Origin of the sequence: Pseudomonas sp. MYb13, assembly GCF_002980075.1 — a bacterium.
Classification (GTDB): domain Bacteria; phylum Pseudomonadota; class Gammaproteobacteria; order Pseudomonadales; family Pseudomonadaceae; genus Aquipseudomonas; species Aquipseudomonas lurida.
The window spans coordinates 120,324-142,165 of the sequence record NZ_PCQI01000007.1 but is presented as its reverse complement, the minus strand read 5'-3'; the positions used below and the strand labels follow the sequence as shown (position 1 = coordinate 142,165).

Genomic DNA, 21,842 nt, shown 5'->3' with positions numbered 1-21,842 from the left:
CCTCGCACCGCGCCTTCTGCTTTGGAAGAACCCGCATGACCCCCTCTTCTCATCTTTCCCTTGGGCGCCTGCTGCTCGGCCTGGCCCTGGGTGCCGCCCTGCCTGTGCAAGCGGATGACACCACCTTGACCGGCGACTGGGGCGGCCTGCGCCGTGAACTCGACGAGCAAGGCGTGCGCTTCACCGGCGACTACAGCGGCGAAACCGCCTACAACGCCCACGGCGGCCAGCATCGTTCGGCGCGCTACTCACAGAACGTCAAGCTCGGCGTGCAGTTCGACCTGGGCAAGCTCTACGGCTTCAACAACGGTGACCGCATCCAGCTCACCCTCAACGACCGTCGCGGCAACAGCGCCTCCGAAGACCTGGTGGGCAACCGCCTGCCGATCCAGGAAAACTACGGCGGCCTCTACACGCGCCTCACCGAGCTGAGCTACGAGCGCACGCTGTTCACCCCGGCGCTGAACCTCAAGCTCGGCTACATGGCCATGGGCAATGACCTCGGCGGCCTGGACAGCGGCATCCTGTGCAACTTCATGAATGCCGGTTTCTGCGGCCACCCGCTGAACATGTCCGGCGGCAGCGGCTGGACCAACTACCCCAACGCACGCCTGGGCGCACGGGTGAAATACGACTTCGCGCCGTCCTGGCAAATGCGCGTCGCCGCGTTCAACGTCGACCCGGACAGCAACGGCGACTCCAGCCGCGCCTGGCATTTGAGCCCCAAGCACACCACCGGCACCGTCGTGCCCATCGAACTGGTGTACAAACACGCAGGCCCACTGCCGGGTGAATACAAACTGGGCTATTACTACGACAGCTCCGACGTCAAACGCATTGGCAGCAACAAGGAGGTCAGCGGTCGCGGCGGTCACTACCTGCTGGTCGACCAGGCGGTGTGGGCGTCCGACTCATACGCCGGCCGCGTGCTGCATGCCTTCGGCCAATACTCGGCTGCCAGCGAAGCGGCCTCGCCGTTCAGCAAGTGGTACGGCGCGGGCGTGGTGCTCTACAAGCCGTTCGAGGGCCGGCCACGCGACACCCTGGCCTTGGGGTATGGGCGTGCCGTACCCAACCCCCGCAGCCGCGATGTACAGGAACTGGCCGCCTTCAACGCCGGGACCGATTATCCCAACCTGAACAATGCCGAACAGTTGATCGAACTCAGCTATGGCTACCAGGCCACGCCATGGCTGAACCTGCGCCCGGATGTGCAATACATCATCGAGCCGGGCGCGTTCTCCGGTGCGGACATCGACAACGCCCTGGTGGTGGGCCTGCAGGTCAAGGCAGTGTTCTAAGCGCCGAGCGCGGTCAAATCCTGTGGGAGCGGGCTTGCCCGCGATGGCGGTGTATCAGTACATGATGTCCTGACTGACACGCCTTATATCGCGGGCAAGCCCGCTCCCCCATTTTATCTCTCGCATACTGTTTGAATACGCTGCCCTAGACCGCGCCCTGCTGATACTCCCGTGGCGTACAACCGAACTCACGGCGAAACACCGTGTGCAAGTACTGCGCGGAGGTGAAGCCGCAGCGCGATGCGATGTCGGCGATGGCCAGGTTGTGGTCAGCCAGGCCCTTGGCGGCAGCTGCGAGTTTGAAGCGCAGGATCTCGTCATGCACGCTGCACCCACGCACCTTGCGAAAGTGCGCCTCCAGGGAGGAACGCGACACGCCGACATAAGCCGCCACCTGGGCGGTCTTGATGCCCTGGCAGGCGTACTGGCGGATGAACAACAGGGCTTGCATCACATACGGATTGCCCAGGGGTTGATGCAGGCTGGAGGCCTGCACGTTGATCGCATCCGGCGGTACCAGGATCTGCGTTCCGGCACAGGGTTTGCCGTGCAGCATCTGGTGCAGCAGCGCCGCGGCGGTGCGGCCCATGGTTTCGGTGCCCTGGATCACTGAACTCAGGGGCACCCGCGTGAGGGTGCGGGTCAGCGGGTCATTGTCGATGCCGATCAACGCTACCTGCTCCGGCACGGCGATGCCGGCGGTGAGGCAGGCTTGCAGCAACTGCCGTGCGCGGGCATCGGTGACGGCGATGATGCCGATAGGCTTGGGCAAGCTGTGCAGCCAGGCGATCTGCTGTTCCACCGCGCTGTCCCACAGCGGCGCGCTGGTGCCCAGGCCGCGATACACCTCGACGTGCAGGCCATCGCGTTGCAGCAGGCGGCGAAAGGCCTTTTCGCGCTCCTGGGCCCAGCGATTGGCCTGGGCTTCGGGCAGGCTGAAGCAGGCGAAGCGCGTCAGGCCGGCTTCGATCAAGTGTTCATACGCCAGCTTCATCAGCGCATGGTTATCGGTCGCCACATAGGGAATGCCCTTGGGGTAGGCGCGCGCATCCGCATAGGAACCTCCCACCGCCACCACCGGCACCTTGCTCGCGGCCAGCGCCTCGCCGATCAGCGGGTCGTCGAAGTCGGCAATGATGCCGTCGCCCTGCCAGCGCTCGATGCCTTTGAGACGGCACAAGAAGTCCTCTTCGAGGAACAAATCCCAGGACGCACGGGTGCTGCTCAGGTAATTGCCGATGCCGGCGATGATGCCGCGGTCGTAGATTTTGCTGCCGTTGAAGAGCAAGGCAATGCGGTGCACGGGCGGTAGGGTTTTCATTGTTTTTATCCTGGGGCCGGTCGCCACAGACTAGACCCTGCCACTCAAAATCGCACCATCCCTTGGTGATTTTCATAATCGGCAGTGCCAATGCCGTTGCTAGTATCGAGACACCGCCAAGAACAATAAGGAAAACGCCATGCCGTACTTCCCCGGTGTCGAGCAGGTTCGCTTTGAAGGCCCCGATAGCGATGCCCCCCTCGCCTTTCGCCACTACGACGCCAACAAACTCATCCTCGGCAAACCCATGCGCGAGCACCTGCGCATGGCGGCCTGCTATTGGCACACCTTCGTGTGGCCGGGGGCGGATATGTTTGGCGTCGGCACCTTCAAGCGGCCGTGGCAGCGCAGCGGCGATCCGATGGAACTGGCGATCGGCAAGGCCGATGCCGCCTTCGAGTTTTTCTCCAAGCTGGGCATCGACTACTACAGCTTTCACGACACGGACGTCGCTCCCGAAGGCAGCTCGCTCAAGGAGTACCGTCACCACTTCGCACAGATGGTCGACCACCTCGAACGCCATCAGGAACAGACCGGGATCAAGCTGCTGTGGGGCACCGCCAACTGTTTCAGCAACCCGCGCTTTGCCGCCGGTGCCGCCAGTAACCCGGACCCGCAAGTGTTCGCCTACGCCGCTGCGCAGGTGTTCAGCGCCATGAACGCGACCCTGCGGCTCAAGGGCGCCAACTATGTGCTGTGGGGCGGTCGTGAAGGCTACGAAACCCTGCTCAACACCGACCTCAAACGCGAGCGCGAACAGCTTGGGCGCTTTATGCGCATGGTGGTGGAGCACAAGCACAAGATCGGTTTCAAGGGCGACCTGCTGATCGAACCCAAGCCCCAGGAGCCGACCAAGCACCAGTACGATTACGACAGCGCCACCGTGTTCGGTTTCCTGCATGAGTACGGGCTGGAGCATGAGATCAAGGTGAACATCGAGGCCAACCACGCGACCCTGGCCGGGCACAGTTTTCATCATGAGATCGCCACGGCGGTGTCCCTGGGGATCTTCGGCAGCATCGACGCCAACCGCGGCGACCCACAGAACGGCTGGGACACGGACCAGTTCCCCAACAGCGTCGAGGAAATGACCCTGGCCACGTATGAAATCCTCAAGGCCGGGGGCTTCAAGAACGGTGGCTACAACTTCGATTCCAAGGTGCGGCGCCAGAGCCTCGATGATGTGGACCTGTTCCACGGGCATGTCGCTGCCATGGATGTGCTGGCCCTGGCATTGGAACGCGCGGCGGCGATGGTGCAGAACGATCGGTTGCAGCAGTTCAAGGACCAGCGCTATGCCGGCTGGCAGCAGCCGCTGGGCCAGGCGGTGCTGGCGGGTGAATTCAGCCTGGAATCGCTGGCCGAGCACGCGTTTGCCCATGAGCTGAACCCGCAGGCGGTGAGTGGACGGCAGGAGATGCTCGAAGGCGTCGTCAACCGTTTCATCTACACCTGACTGTAGGCGCCGGCTTGCCGGCGATTGCGGCGGAGCAGCCTCCGCCCATGCCAGCTCAAACACCGTTATCGCCGGCAAGCCGGCTCCTGCACAGGCAAGCGTCGCTGGTGACATTCGCGCGACAAATCTATGCGCCAAGCGGCGAAGGACGCTCTACAGTTCTACCCGCATCACGCTGTGTCTTTCCAACAACAATAAAAGGACGCACCACCATGAAGTCATTCAAACGTACCCTGCTCACCACTGCCCTGGCCCTGCTCGCCCTGCCGGTGATGGCCGATTCGGCTCATCCGAAGATTGGTTTTTCCATCGACGACCTGCGCCTGGAGCGTTGGTCCCGTGACCGTGATTACTTTGTGGCGGCAGCGGAAAAACTCGATGCCAAGGTCTTCGTGCAATCGGCCGATGCCAACGAGCAGAAGCAGATTTCCCAGATCGAGAACCTGATCTCCCGTGGCGTCGACGTGATCGTCATCGTGCCGTTCAACGCCACGGTGCTCACCAACGCTGTTGCCGAAGCCAAGAAGGCCGGGATCAAGGTGGTGTCCTATGACCGCCTGATCCTCAACGCCGATATCGATGCCTACATCTCCTTCGATAACGAAAAAGTCGGCGAGATGCAGGCCAGCGGCGTGCTGCAAGCGGCGCCCAAGGGCAACTATTTCCTGCTTGGCGGCGCGCCCACCGACAACAACGCCAAGGTGCTGCGCGAAGGCCAGATGAAAGTGCTGCAGCCGGCCATCGACAAGGGCGATATCAAGATTGTCGGCCAGCAGTGGGTGAAGGAATGGAACCCCACCGAAGCCCTGAGCATCGTCGAAAACGCCCTGACCCGGAACGACAACAAGATCGACGCCATCGTTGCCTCCAACGACGCCACCGCCGGCGGTGCGATCCAGGCCCTGGCCGCGCAGAAGCTGGCGGGCAAGGTGCCGATCTCCGGCCAGGACGCCGACCTCGCGGCCATCAAGCGCGTGATCGACGGCACTCAGACCATGACGGTGTACAAGCCGCTCAAGCTGATCGCCACCGAGGCCGCCAAGCTCTCGGTGCAGCTGGCGCGCAATGAAAAACCCACCTACAGCTCGCAATACGACAACGGCAGCAAGAAGGTCGACACCATCCTGCTCACCCCGACACCGCTGACCAAGGCCAATGTCGACCTGTTGGAGAAAGACGGGTTCTACACCAAAGAGCAGATTGCCGGGCAGTGACCGCCATGTCCGACTACCTGCTGCAAATGAACGGCATCGTCAAAACCTTTGGCGGTGTCAACGCGCTCAACGGCATCGACATCAATGTACGGCCGGGGGAATGTGTCGGCCTGTGCGGTGAGAACGGTGCTGGTAAATCCACGTTGATGAAGGTGCTGTCGGCGGTCTACCCCTACGGCACCTGGGAGGGTGAAATTCTCTGGGACGGGCAGCCACTCAAGGCCCAGTCGATCAGCGAAACCGAAGCGGCCGGCATCGTCATCATCCACCAGGAGCTGACCCTGGTGCCGGACCTGTCAGTGGCCGAAAATATCTTCATGGGCCACGAGCTGACCTTGCCGGGTGGGCGCATGAACTACCCGGCAATGATCCACCGTGCCGAGGCCTTGATGCGCGAGCTCAAGGTGCCGGACATGAACGTGGCGCTGCCGGTGTCGCAATACGGCGGCGGCTACCAGCAACTGGTGGAAATCGCCAAGGCCCTGAACAAGAAGGCACGACTGCTGATTCTCGACGAGCCTTCATCGGCCCTGACCCGCTCGGAAATCGACGTGCTGCTGGACATCATCCGCAGCCTCAAGGCCAAGGGCGTGGCCTGCGTGTACATCTCCCACAAGCTCGATGAAGTGGCGGCAGTGTGCGACACCATCGCAGTGATCCGCGATGGCAAGCACATCGCGACCACCGCCATGGCCGACATGGACATCGCGAAGATCATCACCCAGATGGTCGGCCGCGAGATGAGCAACCTCTACCCCACCGAGCCTCATGAGGTGGGTGAGGTGATTTTCGAGGCGCGCAACGTCACCTGTTATGACGTGGACAACCCCAAGCGCAAGCGCGTGGACGATGTGTCGTTTGTGCTCAAGCGCGGTGAGATCCTGGGCATCGCCGGGCTGGTCGGCGCCGGGCGTACGGAACTGGTGTCGGCGCTGTTCGGCGCCTATCCCGGCCGCTACAGCGGCGAAGTATGGCTGGACGGCCAGGTGATCGACACGCGCACGCCACTCAAATCGATCCGCGCCGGGCTGTGCATGGTGCCCGAGGACCGCAAGCGCCAGGGCATCATTCCCGACCTGGGCGTAGGCCAGAACATCACCCTGGCCGTGCTCGATACCTATGCGCACCTGACCCGTATCGACGCCGAGGCCGAGTTGGGCAGCATCGACCAGCAAATCGCGCGCATGCACCTCAAGACTGCCAGCCCGTTCCTGCCGATCACCAGCCTGTCCGGCGGCAACCAGCAAAAGGCCGTGCTGGCGAAAATGCTGATGGCCAAGCCCAAGGTGCTGATCCTCGACGAACCCACGCGCGGGGTCGACGTGGGCGCCAAGTATGAGATCTACAAGCTGATGGGCGCCCTGGCCGCCGAGGGGGTGTCGATCATCATGGTCTCGTCGGAGCTGGCCGAAGTGCTCGGTGTCTCCAACCGTGTGCTGGTGATCGGTGACGGCCAGTTGCGCGGTGACTTCATCAACGAGGGGCTCACCCAGGAACAGGTGCTCGCCGCTGCGCTCAGCCATAACAATAATGATCGGAAGACCGCGTAGATGAATCAGGTCAAACACCTTTTCACCCGCTACAAAATGCTCGCCCTGGTGATCGCCGTGGCGGTGATCTGGCTGTTTTTCAGCTGGCAGACCGAGGGCGGGTTCCTCACCCCGCGTAACCTGTCCAACTTGCTGCGGCAGATGTCGATTACCGGGATACTGGCGTGCGGCATGGTACTGGTGATCATCAGCGGCGAAATCGATTTGTCGGTGGGGTCATTGCTGGGGTTGCTGGGCGGGCTGGCGGCGATCCTGGATGTGGTCTACCACGTGCCGCTGCTGGCCAACCTGAGCCTGGTCGCCCTGTGCGGCTTGATGATTGGATTGGCCAATGGGTACATGACGGCCTATCTGCGCATTCCTTCATTCATCGTCGGCTTGGGTGGGATGCTGGCGTTTCGCGGGATTCTGCTGGGGATTACCGGCGGCACTACCATTGCGCCGGTATCGCCTTCATTGGTGTATGTCGGCCAAGGGTATTTGCCGCATTCGGTCGGTATCGGCCTCGGCGTTTTGCTGTTCGCCCTGACCCTGTTCCTGACCTGGAAACAACGGCGCAACCGCGCACTGCATGGGCTGGCCGCGCATTCATGGGTGCGTGATGTGTTGCGCGTGGTGGTGATCGGCGCGGTACTGGCCGGGTTCGTCACTACCCTCAACAGCTACGACGGCATCCCCGTGCCGGTGCTGCTGTTGCTGGCGCTGCTCGGCGTATTCAGCTACGTCACCAGCCAGACCGTGTTCGGCCGCCGCGTGTATGCAGTGGGCAGCAACATGGAGGCGACGCGCCTGTCGGGCATCAACGTGCAAGCGGTGAAGCTGTGGATCTTCGGCATCATGGGCGTGATGTGTGCCCTCGCCGGCCTGGTCAACACCGCCCGCCTTGCGGCCGGCTCGCCCTCGGCGGGGAACATGGGCGAGCTGGATGCGATCGCGGCGTGCTTTATTGGCGGCACGTCGATGCGCGGCGGTTCGGGCACGGTGTATGGCGCGTTGCTGGGGGCGTTGGTGATTACCAGCCTGGATAACGGCATGTCGATGCTGGATGTGGACAGTTACTGGCAGATGATCGTGAAGGGCAGCATTCTGGTGTTGGCGGTGTGGGTGGACGTGAGCACACGCACCGGGCGGCGGTGAACGTCCGCAAGAGTAGCGAAACACCCATGCAGCCGCTGGATAAGTGGCGTTAGTGGCATTTGCCTGAAGCCCACGCACACCAGCGCCTGAACGCGATAAAAATTGTGGGAGCTGGCTTGCCTGCGATGGCGGTGTATCTGTGCCCAACAGGTCGACTGGCACACCCCCTTCGCGGGCAAGCCCGCTCCCACATTCGATCACCTACAACCTTGGGTTACTTGGACACCGGCATCGACCGCCTGAAGCCCACACGCACCAGCGCCTGAACGCTCCCACCTTCGATCACCTACAACCTTGGGTTACTTGGACACCGGCATCGACCGCCTGAAGCCCACACACACCAGCGCCTGAACGCGATAAAAATTGTGGGAGCTGGCTTGCCTGCGATGGCGGTGTATCAGTGCCCAACAGGTCGACTGACACGCCCCCTTCGCGGGCAAGCCCGCTCCCACCTTCGATCACCTACAACCTTGGGTTACTTGGACACCGGCATCGCAAACTCGGCGCCTTGCTCGATGCTTTCCGACCAGCGCTGCATGATCGACTTTTGCTTGGTGTAGAAGCGCACGCCTTCAGTGCCGTAGGCGTGCATGTCGCCAAACAGGCTCTTCTTCCAGCCCCCGAACCCGTGCCACGCCATCGGCACCGGGATCGGCACATTGATCCCAACCATGCCCACTTCGATCCGGCGTGCAAATTCACGGGCGATGTTGCCGTCGCGGGTGAAGCAGCTCACGCCGTTGCCGAACTCATGGTCGTTGACCAATTTTATCGCTTCGGCGAAGTCGGTCACGCGCACGCAGGCCAGCACCGGGCCGAAGATTTCTTCGCGGTAGATGCTCATCTCTTTGGTCACGTGGTCGAATAACGTCGCGCCCAGCCAGAAGCCGTTTTCCAGGCCCGGTTCGGTGGGCACGTAATCACGTCCGTCGAGCAGCAATTGCGCGCCGGCTTGCACGCCTTGTTCGATGTAGCCGCTGATGCGCTCCAGCGCCGCACGGGACACGATCGGGCCCATCTCGGCCTTGAGGTCGCGGCCGTCGGTGATGCGCAGTTGCTGGGCGCGTTCGGTCAGGGCGGCGATGACTTTGTCACCTACATCGCCCACCAGCACCGCCACGGAGATGGCCATGCAACGTTCGCCGGCACTGCCGTAGGCAGCGCCCATCAGGGCGTCGACGGTTTTTTCGATATCCGCGTCGGGCATCACCACCATGTGGTTCTTCGCGCCGCCCAGGCCTTGCACGCGCTTGCCGTGACGGGCGCCGGTTTCGTAGATGTACTGGGCAATCGGTGTGGACCCGACGAAGCTCACCGCCTTGACGTCGGGGTGCTCGATCAATGCATCCACCGATTCCTTGTCGCCCTGCACCACGTTGAACACGCCTTTGGGCAAGCCGGCTTCACGCAGCAGTTCGGCCATGAACAGCGAGGCGCTTGGGTCGGTCGGGCTTGGCTTGAGGATGAAGGTGTTGCCCGCCGCGATGGCGATCGGGTACATCCACATGGGCACCATCACCGGGAAGTTGAACGGTGTCACGCCGGCCACCACGCCCAGCGGCTGGCGCATTGTCCAGTTGTCCATGCCACGGGAGACCTGGTCGGAGTGCTCGCCCTTGAGCAGGTTCGGGATGCCGCAAGCGAATTCGAGGATGTCGATGCCGCGGTCGACTTCGCCCTGGGCATCGGTGAAGACCTTGCCATGTTCAGCCACGATGATGCGCGCCAAGTCGTCCTTGCGCTCACGCAGCAGGTGCAGGTATTCGAACAGCACGCGGGCACGGCGGATTGGCGGGGTGTCGGCCCAACCGGTGAAGGCGGCCTGGGCAGCGGCGACGGCTTCGGCGACGGTCTGGCGGCTGGCCAAGGCCACGCGGCCGGTTTTTTCGCCGGTGGCCGGGTTGTAGACGTCCTGATAGCGGTCATCACGGGACACGCGCTGGTCGTTGATGTAGTGCTCGATCGTTGTTGTCATGGCAGTGAATCCCAAGTGCTTAACGTTGGATCACACGATAGGCTTTCGATTTGTTCCGAACCAGAGCAGAATCCTGAACTTATTGTCCATTCTTGCGAACAATACACCCATGGAAAAGACTGAGATCGAGGCGCTCTGGACCCACATCCATTGGCTGTCGGTGTTGGAGGAACAAGGCACCTACACCGCCGCCGCCGCCCGCCTGGGCGTGAGCAAATCGGCCGTGAGCCAGCGCATTTCCGACCTGGAAAAGGCCACCGGTGCACGGCTGGTGACGCGCACCACACGCAGCGTAAGGCTCACCGATGCGGGACTGTCGCTCACCCGTGATGTGCGCAGCGCCTACGCGCAGATCGCCCGCAGCTTCTCGTCCGTGCGCGATTCGGCCGGGGAAATTCGTGGGCTGGTGCGCCTCACGGCACCGGTAGCATTTGCCCGTCAGCAACTGGTGCCGCACTTGTCCGAGTTCCTGCAGCAATACCCGCAAGTGCGTGTCCAGCTGGATGTGTCGGACACCCTGAGCTCACTGGCCGCCGAAGGCTACGACCTGGCCGTGCGCCACGGTTTCCAGGTGCCGGAAACCCATGTGGCGTGGAAGCTGTGCGACACCGGCTCGGTGCTGGTTGCCACCCGCGATTACTTGCAACGCCACGGCGAACCACGCGAACCCGGCGACCTGACCGCGCATAACTGCCTGTTCTACCCTCGCGGTACCGACCAGCCCGCGTGGACCTTCGAGCGCGGCACCAAAAACATCCAGCGACTCACCGTACCCATCGCTGGCAGCTTCGCCACCAATAACAGCGAGGCCTTGCGCGACTCGGCGCTCAACCACCTGGGCATTGCCCTGCTCCCGGACTTCAGCGCCCACGCCGCCCTGGCCGGTGGCACGCTGGTGCAGGTGCTCAAGGGCTGGACGCTCAAGGGCGCGTTTGCCGATGAGATCTACCTGATCCGGCCTTACTCGCCCCATGTGCCGAAGTCGGTGACTGCATTGGTGGGTTTTTTGAAGGAGAAATTGTCGGGAGGATTTCACTTCATGGAGTGAGGTTTATCACTTGCTCGACGGAATTAAATGTCCATAATGGACAAATTAGTTTATCCGTGGAGTCCCCCATGCCCAGCACGCCTCATGTGATCTCTCAGGACCAGGCCCGCGAATTGCTCGCCCAGATCGATGTGCCGCACATCCTGCGCAAGCTGTTCCTTGATCTGGCGGCTGGGCAAGCCGTGCAGCCGGCACAGCAGTGGGTAGCATTCCCGCACGCCGCCGGCGACTTCATCAACTACCTGGGTGTGCTGGCCGAGGACGGGGTGTATGGGGTCAAGACGTCGCCCTATATCGTGCGCGAGCAAGGCCCGCTGGTGACAGCATGGACCTTGCTTATGTCGATGAAGACCGGCCAGCCACTGCTGTTGTGCGATGCCGCCGAGCTGACCACGGCACGCACTGCCGCCACCACGGCCCTGGCAGTGGATGCGTTGGCGCCGTTATCCGCGCGGCGCTTGACGATTATTGGCAGTGGCAAGGTGGCACAGGCGCACCTGTACTACGCCAGACAACTGCGGGACTGGCAGCGCATCAGCGTGTTCTCGCCAAGCCTGGCCAGCGCCTCTGCCTCGGCCATCGCACACCTCAAGCACCTGGATCCGCGCGTGGTCATCACCCCCAGTGGCGAGGCGGCCGTCGAAGACGCCGACGTGATCTTGCTGTGCACCTCGTCGGCCGGGCCAGTGATCGACCCGGCACGCTTGAGCAAACCGGCGCTGATCACATCGATCAGCACCAATGCCCCGCGAGCCCATGAAGTACCGCCGCAATGCCTCAACGCAATGCAGGTATTCTGCGACTATCGCCACACCACCCCGGGCTCGGCGGGTGAAATGCTGATCGCCGCCGAGCAACACGGTTGGGACCCGCGCACCATCGTGGGCGACCTGCCCGAACTGCTCAGCGAAAAGGTGCAGCGTCCGACCTACGACCGCCACGTATTCTTCCGCTCCATCGGCCTGGGCCTGGAAGACATCGCCCTGGCCAATGCCCTCTGGAGACAGTTATGAGCCACGCAGACTTCATCATCATCGGCGGCGGCATTGCCGGCGCGTCCACCGGTTTCTGGTTGTCGCAACACGGCAAGGTGCTGGTGCTGGAGCGCGAAAACCACCCGGCCTACCACTCCACCGGGCGCTCTGCTGCACTGTATACGGCTGCCTACGGAACCGCGCAGGTGCGTGCGCTGACCCTGGCCAGCCGTGCGTTCTTCGACAACCCGCCGCCCGGTTTCTGCGAACACCCATTGCTCACGCCTCGGGGCGAGATGACGGTGGATTTCATTGGCGATGCGACCGAGTTGAACGCCCAATACCTGAGCGCCAAGGCCACCGTGGCGCAGGTCGAACTGCTCAGCGCCGACGAAGCCTGTGCGAGGCTGCCCATCCTGCGCCGCGAAAAAGTCCACGGTGCGCTGTATGACCCTACCGCCAGCGATATTGACACCGATGCCCTGCACCAGGGCTACCTGCGCGGTATCCGCCGCAACGGCGGCGAGGTGCGTACCGACAGCCACGTACTCGGTTTGAGCCGTGACGCCGCCGGCATTTGGCAGGTGCACACCCAGGGCGCCACCTGCACTGCGCCGGTCATCATCAACGCGGCCGGTGCCTGGGCCGACCATATCGGCGGGCTCGCCGGGGCCGCGTCCATCGGCTTGCAACCGAAGCGGCGTTCGGCGTTTATCTTTGCCGGCCCCGAAGGCGTCGACAGCCACCACTGGCCGATGCTGGTGGCGCTGGACGAGTCGTTCTACATGAAGCCCGACGCCGGTATGTTCCTCGGCTCGCCGGCCAACGCCGACCCGGTCGCGCCACAGGACATCCAACCCGAAGAGCTGGACATCGCCATGGGTATCTACCAGATCGAAGAGGCCACCACCCTGACCATCCGCCGCCCGACACGCACCTGGGCCGGCCTGCGTAGTTTTGTCCACGACGGTGATCTGCTGTCGGGTTTTGACCCGGTGATACCCGGCCTGTTCTGGGTAGCGGCACAAGGCGGCTATGGTATCCAGACCTCACCGGCCATGGGCCAGGCCAGTGCAGCACTGGTGCGTGGCGCGCCGCTGCCGGAGGCATTGACGCGGTTCGGCCTGGACGCTGGTATGCTCTCCCCTGCCCGCCTGGAGCCTCATTGATGAACACCGCTGAACAAGACACGGTCATGCAGAACTTCCGTGCGATGGCCGACGCCATCGCCACCCTGTTCTTCCCCCACGCGGAAGCGGTGCTGCATGACCTGCGCTCGCAAAAAGTCGATTACATCGCCAACAACCTGTCCAAGCGCAGCATCGGCGATGACTCGGCGTTGGAAGACATGCTCAGCGATGACGTCAGCGACGTGAATATCGGCCCTTACGAAAAGCTCAACTGGGACGGTCAGAAAATCCGTAGCCTGAGCACCGTGCTGCACGACCACAAAGGCCGCCGACTGGCGGTGCTGTGCATCAACCTGAATATTTCATTGTTCGAGAATGCCAAGGCGGCACTGGATCTGTTCCTGTCGCCGAGCAAGCTGATCCCGCAACCCGACTCATTGTTTCGCGATGACTGGCAGGAGCGCATCAACACGTTTCTGCATGCGTGGATGCGCGAACGTCAATTGAGCCTCAACCTGCTGAGCCGTGACCATAAGCGTGAGCTGGTGCTGGCGCTGCATGCCGAAGGGGCGTTCAAGGGCAAGAGCGCGTCGAACTATGTGGCCAATGTGCTGGGCATGGGGCGGGCGACGGTCTACAAGCATTTAAAAGAACTGAAGGGCTGAACCCTCACGCCTGAACATCACTTCAGCGCACATGTGGGAGCGGGCTTGCCCGCGAAAGCGCTGGTTCAGCCAACCTCAATGTTGAATGTCAGCCCGCCTTCGCGAGCAAGCCCGCGCCCACATTTCACCCACGTGTACCTCTCAATCGCCGTAGATGTCAGACTTGAAGTACTGCTGCGAAATCTTCTGGTACTCACCACTGGCGCGAATGCCGTCAATGGCCGTATTCAACTCGCTGACCAACCCGGTATTGCCCTTGCGCACTGCAATCCCGGCGCCCTCGCCCACGTATTTGGGGTCCTTGAGTTCCGGGCCGACAAACGCGTAGCCCTTGCCCCGTGGCATCTGCAAGAAGTCATTCAAGGGAATGGTATCGGCGAAGATCGCATCCAGCCGCCCGGCCGCCAGGTCCATGTAGATTTCTTCGTTATTGCTGTAGCGCTTGACGTTGATTCCCTTGGGTTCAAACACCTCGGTGGCGTAGCGATCCGTGGTGGTGGCACGCTGCACACCCACCGTCTTGCCCTTGAGGCTGGCGTACTGGTCATCGACCACCGCACCGTCCTTCATCACCAGGCGCGATGACGTGAAATAGTACTTGTGGGTGAAGTCCACCGACTTCTTGCGGTCTTCGTTGATGGTCATGGACGACAGGGCCAGGTCGATTTTCTTGACCTTGAGGGACGGAATCAGACCATCGAACTCGCCTTCAACCCACACGCACTTGACCTTCATCTGCGCGCACAGCGCATTGCCGATGTCGTAGTCGAACCCGACGATCTTGCCTTCCTGGGTCTTGGACGCGAACGGTGGGTAAGCCGCCTCGATCCCGATGCGCAGGGTTTTCTCGGCCGCCACCACATGGCTGGACGCAAGCAGCCCCAAGGCCAGGGCGGTGATGAGGGAGCATTTCTTCATAGTCGTGTACTCGCAAGTTGTTGTTGGTTTGGCAAGCGTGAAGAAAAGGATGAATCGGCAATCTTGTACTTATAATTCCATATTGGACTTTTACGTATCGACCGTCAATCACGCCGCCTCGTAAGCCGACACCCATGAGTTTTTTGCACAACGCACCGGTGTTTTTGAGCGTTCTGCTCTGATTTATGCGTGCCTATACTCGGTCCAGCCTCTGGGTTCAGCCGGGGGCAAGTCCCACAACAATAATTAAGGACAGCCACCATGACCCAGCCCTTCCTGGCCGCTCGGGATTTTCTGCTCGCTCACCGCACCGACTACGCCACCGCCGTACGGGATTTCCGCTGGCCACAACTGGACGAGTTCAACTGGGCCCTGGACTATTTCGATGCCATGGCCGAGGGCAATGCGGCGAATGCGCTGTGGATCGTCGAGGAAGACGGCAGCGAGCAGCGCTACAGCTTCCAGCAACTGGTCGCGCGCTCCAACCAGGTGGCCAACCACCTGCGCGCCCTCGGGGTCAGCCGGGGTGATCGTGTGTTGTTGATGCTCGGGAACGATGTGGCGTTGTGGGACACCATGCTCGCCGCGTTCAAGCTCGGCGCCGTGGTCATTCCCGCCACGGCCCTGCTGAACCCCGACGACCTGCGCGACCGCATCGAGCGCGGACAGGTTCGTCACGTGGTGGTCGGCGAAGCGCATGTGCACAAATTCGCCGGGCTGGCGCAGGGTTGCAGCCGTATCTGCGTGGGTTCGGCACCCTCCGGCTGGGTCGCACACAGCGCGGCCTTTGAATACCCCGAACACTTCGAAGCCGACGGCCGCACCCTGGCCACCGACCCGATGCTGCTGTATTTCACCTCGGGCACCACCTCCAAGCCCAAGATGGTGCTGCACAGCCATCAGAGCTACCCGGTAGGCCACCTGTCGACGATGTACTGGATCGGCCTGCAACCGGGCGACCTGCACCTGAATATCTCGTCGCCAGGTTGGGCCAAGCATGCCTGGAGTTGCCTGTTCGCGCCGTGGAATGCCGGCGCGTGCATCTTTATCCATAACGTCGCGCGGTTCAGCGCCCCGGCCTTGCTGAGTGCGTTGGAACGCTACGGCGTGACCAGCCTGTGTGCGCCGCCGACCGTGTGGCGCATGCTCATCCAGGAAGACCTGGCCAGCTACAAGGCACGCCTGAGCCTGCGCGAACTGGTTGGCGCAGGCGAGCCGCTGAACCCGGAAATCATCGAACAGATCCAACACGCCTGGGGCCTGCCGCTGCGTGACGGTTTCGGCCAATCGGAAACCACGGCCCTGGTGGGCAACACCCCCGGCCAGGTGCTCAAGCCGGGGTCCATGGGCCGCCCGTTGCCGGGCTATCAGGTCGCCTTGCTTGATCCCGATGGCAACCCCGGCACCGAGGGCGAAGTCGCCCTGCCTTTGGACGTACGCCCGCTCGGCCTGATGTTGTGCTACGAGGACAGCCCGGAAAAAACCGCCGAGGTCATGCGTGACGGTTACTACCGCACCGGCGACACCGCGCAGATCGACGCCGACGGCTACATCACCTTCGTCGGTCGCGCCGACGATGTGTTCAAGGCTTCCGACTACCGCATCAGCCCGTTCGAGCTGGAAAGCGCATTGATCGAACACCCGGCCGTCATGGAAGTGGCCGTGGTGCCGAGCCCCGACCCGTTGCGCCTGGCCGTACCCAAGGCGTTCCTGATCCTGGCCCACGACGAGCCGGGTAGCGCTGAGTTGGCCCAGCATATTCTCGCCTTCGCCCGTGAGCATCTGGCGCCCTACAAACGGGTACGACGTATCGAGTTCGTCACCGAACTGCCCAAGACCATTTCCGGGAAGATTCGGCGGGTGGAGCTGCGCCAGATGGAGGTGCTGCGACGCCAAGGTGATACGCGGGGTGAGCATGAGCACTTCGAGGAAGACTTCGTACGGCCAACGGCTGATTCGTAGTCGCACAATCCTGTTGAATACTTGCCTGATCCTCCGACTTATCGACTAATGGATAGATAGCCCTTGCGCGCTGGTCTAGAGTTCGACAATAAGCGGCCACTGCGTTCATGACTAAAACAGGCCGCACCTACCGTCGATCAGCAGGTGAGCCATGGAATTACGAATCAACCAACAGGCCTATGAGGTCGATGCCGACGCGGACACGCCATTGCTGTGGGTGATCCGCGATGACCTGGGCCTGACCGGCACCAAATACGGCTGCGGCCTGGCCCAGTGCGGCGCGTGCTCGGTACTGGTGGATGGCAATGTGGTGCGCTCCTGCGTCACGCCGGTGGCTGGGGTGGTCGGGCGTGAAATCACCACCATCGAAGCGATCGAAACCGATGAAGTCGGCAGGCGTGTGGTCGCGGCATGGGTCGAGCGCCAAGTGGCGCAATGCGGCTACTGCCAGTCCGGGCAGGTGATGGCGGCTACTGCGCTGCTCAAGCACACCCCGGCACCCAGCAAGGCGCAGATCGACGCGGCCATGATCAACCTGTGCCGCTGCGGCACGTATAACGCCATCCACGCGGCTGTCGACGACCTGGCCAAGCAGGGGAGCGTCTGATGAACCTCATCAACGAACTGCTCGATACCCCGGTGAACCTGTCGCGTCGCCGCTTTCTGGCGAGCACCGCCGTGGGGGCGCTGGTGATTGGTTTTGGCCTGCCACTGGGCTCGGGCCGGGTGCAAGCCGCCACCACCGCTGAACGCGGCACCCAGGTGCCGGCGTTTCTGGAGATTCGCCCGGACGGCAGCGTGCGCCTGCTCAGCCCCTTCATGGAAGGCGGGCAAGGCACCCACACCGCCATGGCACAGATTGTCGGTGAAGAACTGGATGCCGACCCCGCGACCTTCATCGTCGAGGCCGCCCCGCCCGGCGAAGCCTATGTGGTGATGGAAAACGGTATGCGCATCACCGGCGGCAGCATGTCGGTGCGCATGAGCTACCCGACCATGCGCCGCCTGGGCGCCCTCGCCCGTGCGATGCTGCTGCAGGCCGGCGCCGAACAGTTGGCCGTACCGGTGAGCGAGCTGACGACCCAGCCAGGGCGCGTGGTGCACGCGGCGTCCGGCCGTTCGCTGGGCTACGGTGAGCTGGCCAGTCGCGCCCTGGACATGCCGGTGCCCGATCCAGCCAGCATCACCCTGCGTGACCCTAGCCAGTTCCGCTGGATCGGCAAGCCGGTCAAGCGCCTGGATGCCTACGATAAATCCACCGGCAAGGCGCTCTACAGCATCGACCTGAAAGTCGACAACATGCTCCACGCGGCGGTGCAGCACGCGCCACGCCTGGGCATGACCGTGGGCAGCCTGCGTAACCAACCGCAGGTCGAAGCCATGAAAGGCGTGCATTCGGTGCACGTGCTGCCCGGTGCGGTGGCGGTGGTGGCTGAACGCTGGTGGCACGCCAAGCGTGCGGCCGAAGCGATCCAGGTCGACTGGCAGGAAGCTGCGGCGGACTCGACATTACGCGTCATGCCGGCAGACTTTTCCAGCGACAAGCACCGTGACTTCCTAGCCGCCCAGCAAGGCCCGGCCCGCGACGATGAGAATGAAGGTGACGTGGCCGCTGCACTCAAAGGCGCCAAGACCCAACTCGAGGCGACCTATCACAACCAATACCTCAACCACGCCCAACTGGAACCGCCGTCGGCGCTGGCGCGCTTCAATCCGGACGGCACCTTGGAGATCTGGCTGCCCAACCAGGCACCGGACATGTTCCGCGCCGACATCGCCAAGCGTACCGGCCTCGACCCTGCAAACATCACCCTGCACTCGCCCTTGCTGGGTGGTTTTTTCGGCCGGCATTTCCTGTACGACTCGGCCAACCCCTACCCGCAAGCCATTGCGCTGGCCAAGGCCGTCGGCCGTCCGGTCAAGCTGATCTGGAGCCGTGAGGAAGAGTTCCTGCGCGATGTGCTGCGCCCATTGGCCGTGGTCAAGTTCCGCGCGGCGCTGGATGACAAAGGCTTGCCGATCGCCATCGAAGCGGTGAGTGCCACTGAAGGTCCGACCGAGGCCCTGGCCGGTAAACAGGGCGATAAAATCGACCCCACGGCCGTCGAAGGTCTGTCGGGCAAGTCCTACGCCATCCCCAACAAACGCATCGCGCAGATCTACGTCAAAGGCGCGCCCATGCTCGGCTACTGGCGCTCGGTGGGCAATTCGCTCAACGACTTTTTCTATGAGTCGTTTCTCGACGAGCTGGCGGACAAAGGCGGTCACGACCCCTACGAGTTGCGCCTGCACCTGCTGCGCGACAACCCACGGCTGACGACCTTGCTGCAGGCGGCGGGTGAACTGTCCGGGGGCTGGAAGCGTGGCCCCTTCACCGCTGAGGACGGCACCCGGCGCGCACGCGGCGTGGCCATGGCCTCGCCGTTCGGCTCGCACACGGCGGCCATTGCCGAGGTGTCCATCGAGGGTGGGAAGGTCAAGGTGCACGATATCTGGCAAGCCATCGACCCGGGCAGCATCGTCAACCCGGCGATTGTCGAGGCGCAAGTCAACGGTGCCGTGGCGTTGGGTTTATCCCAGACGTTGCTGGAAGAAGCGGTGTACGTGGATGGCAAGCCGCGGGCGCGCAACTACGACCTCTATCCGATCCTGGCACCGGCGCAGATGGCGCGAGTGCATGTCCGGGTGGTCGAGAGCGGCGAAAAGATGGGCGGTATCGGCGAGCCTCCGTTGCCCGCCGTGGCACCGGCCGTGGCCAATGCGGTGGCGCAGTTGACGGGTCAGCGTATTCGCAGCCTGCCAATGAGCCGACACACCTTCAGCTGACTCTCAGGAAACGCCCATGAACAACCGTCGATTCGCAAGAACCGCAGGCTGGCTGGCGCTGCCCTGCCTGGTTGCGGCAGGCCTGCTGGCCTGGTACGTCACCCGTGAGCCTGCTACGCCCTTCGAACAGGCGCAGGCCGCCACTCCCTTCGAGCCCGCCGTGGTCAGTCGTGGCGAATACGTCGCCCGCCTCAGCGACTGCGTGGCCTGCCACAGTCTGCCGGGCAAGGCGCCGTTCGCCGGGGGCCTGGAAATGGCCACGCCGCTGGGCGCGATCCACGCCACCAACATCACGCCGGACAAGCAACACGGCATCGGCGCCTACACCTTGGCCGACTTCGACCGTGCGGTGCGCCACGGCGTGGCACCCGGTGGACGCCGCCTGTACCCGGCCATGCCCTACCCGTCTTATGTCAAACTCAGCGACGACGACATCAAAGCGCTGTACGCGTTCTTCATGCAGGGCGTGCAACCGGCCAACCAGCCGAATATCCCCAGTGATATTCCATGGCCGCTCAACCTGCGCTGGCCTATCGCGCTGTGGAACGGCGTGTTCGCCCCGACCGCCAGCTATGCGGCCAAACCGAACCAGGACGCGCTGTGGAACCGCGGTGCCTACATCGTCCAAGGCCCCGGCCACTGCGGCAGTTGCCACACGCCGCGCGGGCTGGCCTTCAACGAGAAAGCCCTGGACGAATCCGGTGCGCCGTTCCTTGCTGGCGCCCTGCTCGACGGCTGGTACGCACCCAGCCTGCGCCAGGACCCCAACACCGGGTTGGGACGCTGGGACGAGGCGCAGATCGTGCAGTTCCTCAAGACCGGGCGCAATGCCCATGCGGTGGTCTACGGTTCGATGACCGAAGCGTTCAACAACTCCACGCAGTTCATGCAGGACCACGACCTGGCAGCGATCGCCCGCTACCTCAAGTCACTGCCCGGCGACCCGCAGCGTGACGGCACACCCTGGCAGTACCAGGCGGTGACCGCGAGCCAGGATGCCCCCGGCGCCCACACGTATGCGACCCGCTGTGCCTCCTGCCACGGCCTCGACGGCAAAGGCCAGCCCGAATGGATGCCGCCCTTGGCCGGCGCTACGTCGGCCTTGGCCAAGGAAAGCGCCTCGGCGATCAACATTACCCTCAACGGCTCGCAGCGTGTGGTGGCGGCAGGCGTACCCGACGCCTACCGCATGCCAGCGTTTCGTGAGCAATTGTCCGACCAGGAGATCGCTGAAGTGCTGAGTTACGTGCGCGGCACCTGGGGCAATAATGGCGGTGCGGTGGACGCGAAGGCGGTAGGCAAATTGCGCGGGCATACCGACCCGGCGAGCAGCAGCCCGATTATCTTGCACATGCGCTGAAGCGAAACGAACCTGTGGTGAGCGGGCTAGCCCCGCTCACCGCGACAATCCTTCCACGGTGTCCCTGAATGTGCACGCCTGTGCTTATCGGGCGACGAGCCCCGCATTGAACATCCCTTCAAACCGCGCCTTGTTGGCTGCGTAATACGCGGCCACCGCCTTGTCCGCCGTACTCTCCCGCGCCTGCATCATCAGCGCTTCCAGGTCGGCCTGGGGGATAGAGAAATGCGCAAAGAAGTACGCCACTTCAGGATGCTCCTGGCTGAAGCCTTTGCGGGCCATGGCGTGGATCTGCTCGGCGCCGCCGAAGATCTGCTTGGGGTCATCCAGGTAGCGCAGCGACCATTTGGAGAACATCCAGTGCGGGCTCCAGGCGTTGATCAGTGACCACTTGTTGCGCTTCAGGTTACGGTCCAGCTCATTGAGCATGCCGCTCTCCGAGGACCCCACCAGCTTGTAACCCGTCAACGCGTAGTCTTCCATCGCCTTGACGGTGAGCTTGTACTGGCCGTTGCCGACTTCGGACGTAAAGATCTTGCCGTCGAACTTCTCGCGGATGCCGGGCTTGTTCAGGTCTTCCACACTGGCCACTTCCGCGACCGGCACCGAGGTGGGCACGGCCATGCCGATGCGCCCCTCATAGAGCACGCCGAGGTCTTCCAGGCGGTCCTTGTACTTGTCGTAGAACGCCTTGTGGGTACTGGGCAGCCAGACCATCGGGATCAGGTCGATGTTGCCGTTGGCCAGCGCCTGGAACTGAATACCGATGTCGGCCATCACCAGTTTGACCGGTTGCTTGAGGTGTTCCTGCAAGGCGGTACTGGCGAGCTTGACGGTGATTTCCGTGTCGGACCAGTTCACCCAACCGATGCGTACCGGTGGTTTTTCCTCCGCATGGGTCAGTGCAGCACTGGCACCCATCGCGAGGCCGAGCAGGTAGGCACAGGCTTTTTTCCGATAGCGCACATGAGCATTCATCAGGCGTCCTCCTAGGGGGTGAAGGCG

17 protein-coding genes are annotated in these 21,842 nt (G+C 62.9%); 13 read left to right on the top strand and 4 right to left on the bottom strand.

The annotated features are described in order from the left end of the window. Positions 1 to 35 precede the first annotated feature (35 nt). On the top strand, positions 36 to 1,301 hold the full coding sequence (locus tag CQ002_RS15265; protein WP_105161981.1) for a carbohydrate porin: 1,266 nt from the start codon (positions 36 to 38) through the stop codon (positions 1,299 to 1,301). 145 nt (positions 1,302 to 1,446) lie between these two features. On the opposite strand, the gene CQ002_RS15260 is transcribed toward CQ002_RS15265, so the two are convergent. After that, the gene (locus CQ002_RS15260; RefSeq protein WP_034103812.1) at positions 1,447 to 2,622 is read right to left on the bottom strand and encodes a DNA-binding transcriptional regulator; all 1,176 of its coding nucleotides are present in this window, start codon (positions 2,620 to 2,622) and stop codon (positions 1,447 to 1,449) included. A 139-nt stretch (positions 2,623 to 2,761) separates the two neighbouring features. Here CQ002_RS15260 and xylA point away from each other — a divergent pair, with 139 nt between their 5' ends. The 4 genes from xylA (at position 2,762) to CQ002_RS15240 (ending at position 7,979) form a co-directional block, all read left to right on the top strand. Beyond that, on the top strand, positions 2,762 to 4,078 hold the full coding sequence (gene xylA / locus CQ002_RS15255; protein ID WP_034103810.1) for a xylose isomerase: 1,317 nt from the start codon (positions 2,762 to 2,764) through the stop codon (positions 4,076 to 4,078). A 212-nt stretch (positions 4,079 to 4,290) separates the two neighbouring features. Continuing rightward, a complete protein-coding gene (gene xylF, locus CQ002_RS15250) occupies positions 4,291 to 5,292 on the top strand; it encodes a D-xylose ABC transporter substrate-binding protein (RefSeq protein ID WP_034103808.1) in 1,002 nt (333 codons plus the stop codon). A gap of 5 nt (positions 5,293 to 5,297) precedes the next feature. Then, positions 5,298 to 6,842 carry a D-xylose ABC transporter ATP-binding protein gene (gene xylG, locus CQ002_RS15245; protein WP_177431171.1) on the top strand — a complete coding sequence of 515 codons (1,545 nt, stop codon included), beginning with the start codon at positions 5,298 to 5,300 and terminating at the stop codon, positions 6,840 to 6,842. Beyond that, the gene (locus CQ002_RS15240) at positions 6,843 to 7,979 is read left to right on the top strand and encodes a sugar ABC transporter permease (protein WP_034103804.1); all 1,137 of its coding nucleotides are present in this window, start codon (positions 6,843 to 6,845) and stop codon (positions 7,977 to 7,979) included. A 475-nt stretch (positions 7,980 to 8,454) separates the two neighbouring features. On the opposite strand, the gene CQ002_RS15235 is transcribed toward CQ002_RS15240, so the two are convergent. Beyond that, positions 8,455 to 9,954 carry a CoA-acylating methylmalonate-semialdehyde dehydrogenase gene (locus CQ002_RS15235; RefSeq protein WP_034103802.1) on the bottom strand — a complete coding sequence of 500 codons (1,500 nt, stop codon included), beginning with the start codon at positions 9,952 to 9,954 and terminating at the stop codon, positions 8,455 to 8,457. Between the two features lie 109 nt (positions 9,955 to 10,063). Between CQ002_RS15235 and CQ002_RS15230 the strand changes: the two genes are divergently transcribed. The 4 genes from CQ002_RS15230 (at position 10,064) to CQ002_RS15215 (ending at position 13,771) form a co-directional block, all read left to right on the top strand. Next, the gene (locus CQ002_RS15230; RefSeq protein ID WP_105161980.1) at positions 10,064 to 11,002 is read left to right on the top strand and encodes a LysR family transcriptional regulator; all 939 of its coding nucleotides are present in this window, start codon (positions 10,064 to 10,066) and stop codon (positions 11,000 to 11,002) included. A 68-nt stretch (positions 11,003 to 11,070) separates the two neighbouring features. Then, positions 11,071 to 12,015: an ornithine cyclodeaminase family protein gene (locus CQ002_RS15225; RefSeq protein WP_034103798.1), complete on the top strand. Its 945-nt coding sequence runs from the start codon at positions 11,071 to 11,073 to the stop codon at positions 12,013 to 12,015. Continuing rightward, positions 12,012 to 13,145, top strand: a complete 1,134-nt coding sequence (locus CQ002_RS15220) for an FAD-binding oxidoreductase (RefSeq protein ID WP_098466235.1) — start codon at positions 12,012 to 12,014, stop codon at positions 13,143 to 13,145. The genes CQ002_RS15225 and CQ002_RS15220 overlap by 4 nt, the downstream gene beginning before the upstream one ends. Then, on the top strand, positions 13,145 to 13,771 hold the full coding sequence (locus tag CQ002_RS15215) for a transcriptional regulator (RefSeq protein WP_069023021.1): 627 nt from the start codon (positions 13,145 to 13,147) through the stop codon (positions 13,769 to 13,771). Before CQ002_RS15220 ends, CQ002_RS15215 begins: the two co-directional genes overlap by 1 nt. A gap of 141 nt (positions 13,772 to 13,912) precedes the next feature. On the opposite strand, the gene CQ002_RS15210 is transcribed toward CQ002_RS15215, so the two are convergent. Next, positions 13,913 to 14,689 carry an ABC transporter substrate-binding protein gene (locus tag CQ002_RS15210; protein ID WP_034103792.1) on the bottom strand — a complete coding sequence of 259 codons (777 nt, stop codon included), beginning with the start codon at positions 14,687 to 14,689 and terminating at the stop codon, positions 13,913 to 13,915. A 261-nt stretch (positions 14,690 to 14,950) separates the two neighbouring features. On the opposite strand from CQ002_RS15210, the gene CQ002_RS15205 reads away from it, so the two are divergent. The 4 genes from CQ002_RS15205 to CQ002_RS15190 all read left to right on the top strand — a co-directional run bounded on the left by CQ002_RS15205 (position 14,951) and on the right by CQ002_RS15190 (position 20,837). Continuing rightward, on the top strand, positions 14,951 to 16,651 hold the full coding sequence (locus tag CQ002_RS15205; RefSeq protein ID WP_105161979.1) for an AMP-binding protein: 1,701 nt from the start codon (positions 14,951 to 14,953) through the stop codon (positions 16,649 to 16,651). 151 nt (positions 16,652 to 16,802) lie between these two features. Beyond that, a complete protein-coding gene (locus CQ002_RS15200) occupies positions 16,803 to 17,258 on the top strand; it encodes a (2Fe-2S)-binding protein (RefSeq protein ID WP_105161978.1) in 456 nt (151 codons plus the stop codon). After that, positions 17,258 to 19,477 (top strand): molybdopterin cofactor-binding domain-containing protein, encoded by a 2,220-nt coding sequence (locus CQ002_RS15195; protein ID WP_105161977.1) that lies wholly within the window; start codon positions 17,258 to 17,260, stop codon positions 19,475 to 19,477. Before CQ002_RS15200 ends, CQ002_RS15195 begins: the two co-directional genes overlap by 1 nt. A gap of 16 nt (positions 19,478 to 19,493) precedes the next feature. After that, entirely contained in the window at positions 19,494 to 20,837 is a 1,344-nt protein-coding gene (locus CQ002_RS15190) for a cytochrome c (protein WP_105161976.1), read from the top strand. A gap of 84 nt (positions 20,838 to 20,921) precedes the next feature. Here CQ002_RS15190 and CQ002_RS15185 read toward each other — a convergent pair whose 3' ends face one another. Continuing rightward, positions 20,922 to 21,815 (bottom strand): glycine betaine ABC transporter substrate-binding protein, encoded by an 894-nt coding sequence (locus CQ002_RS15185; RefSeq protein ID WP_105161975.1) that lies wholly within the window; start codon positions 21,813 to 21,815, stop codon positions 20,922 to 20,924. Positions 21,816 to 21,842: the final 27 nt, after the last annotated feature.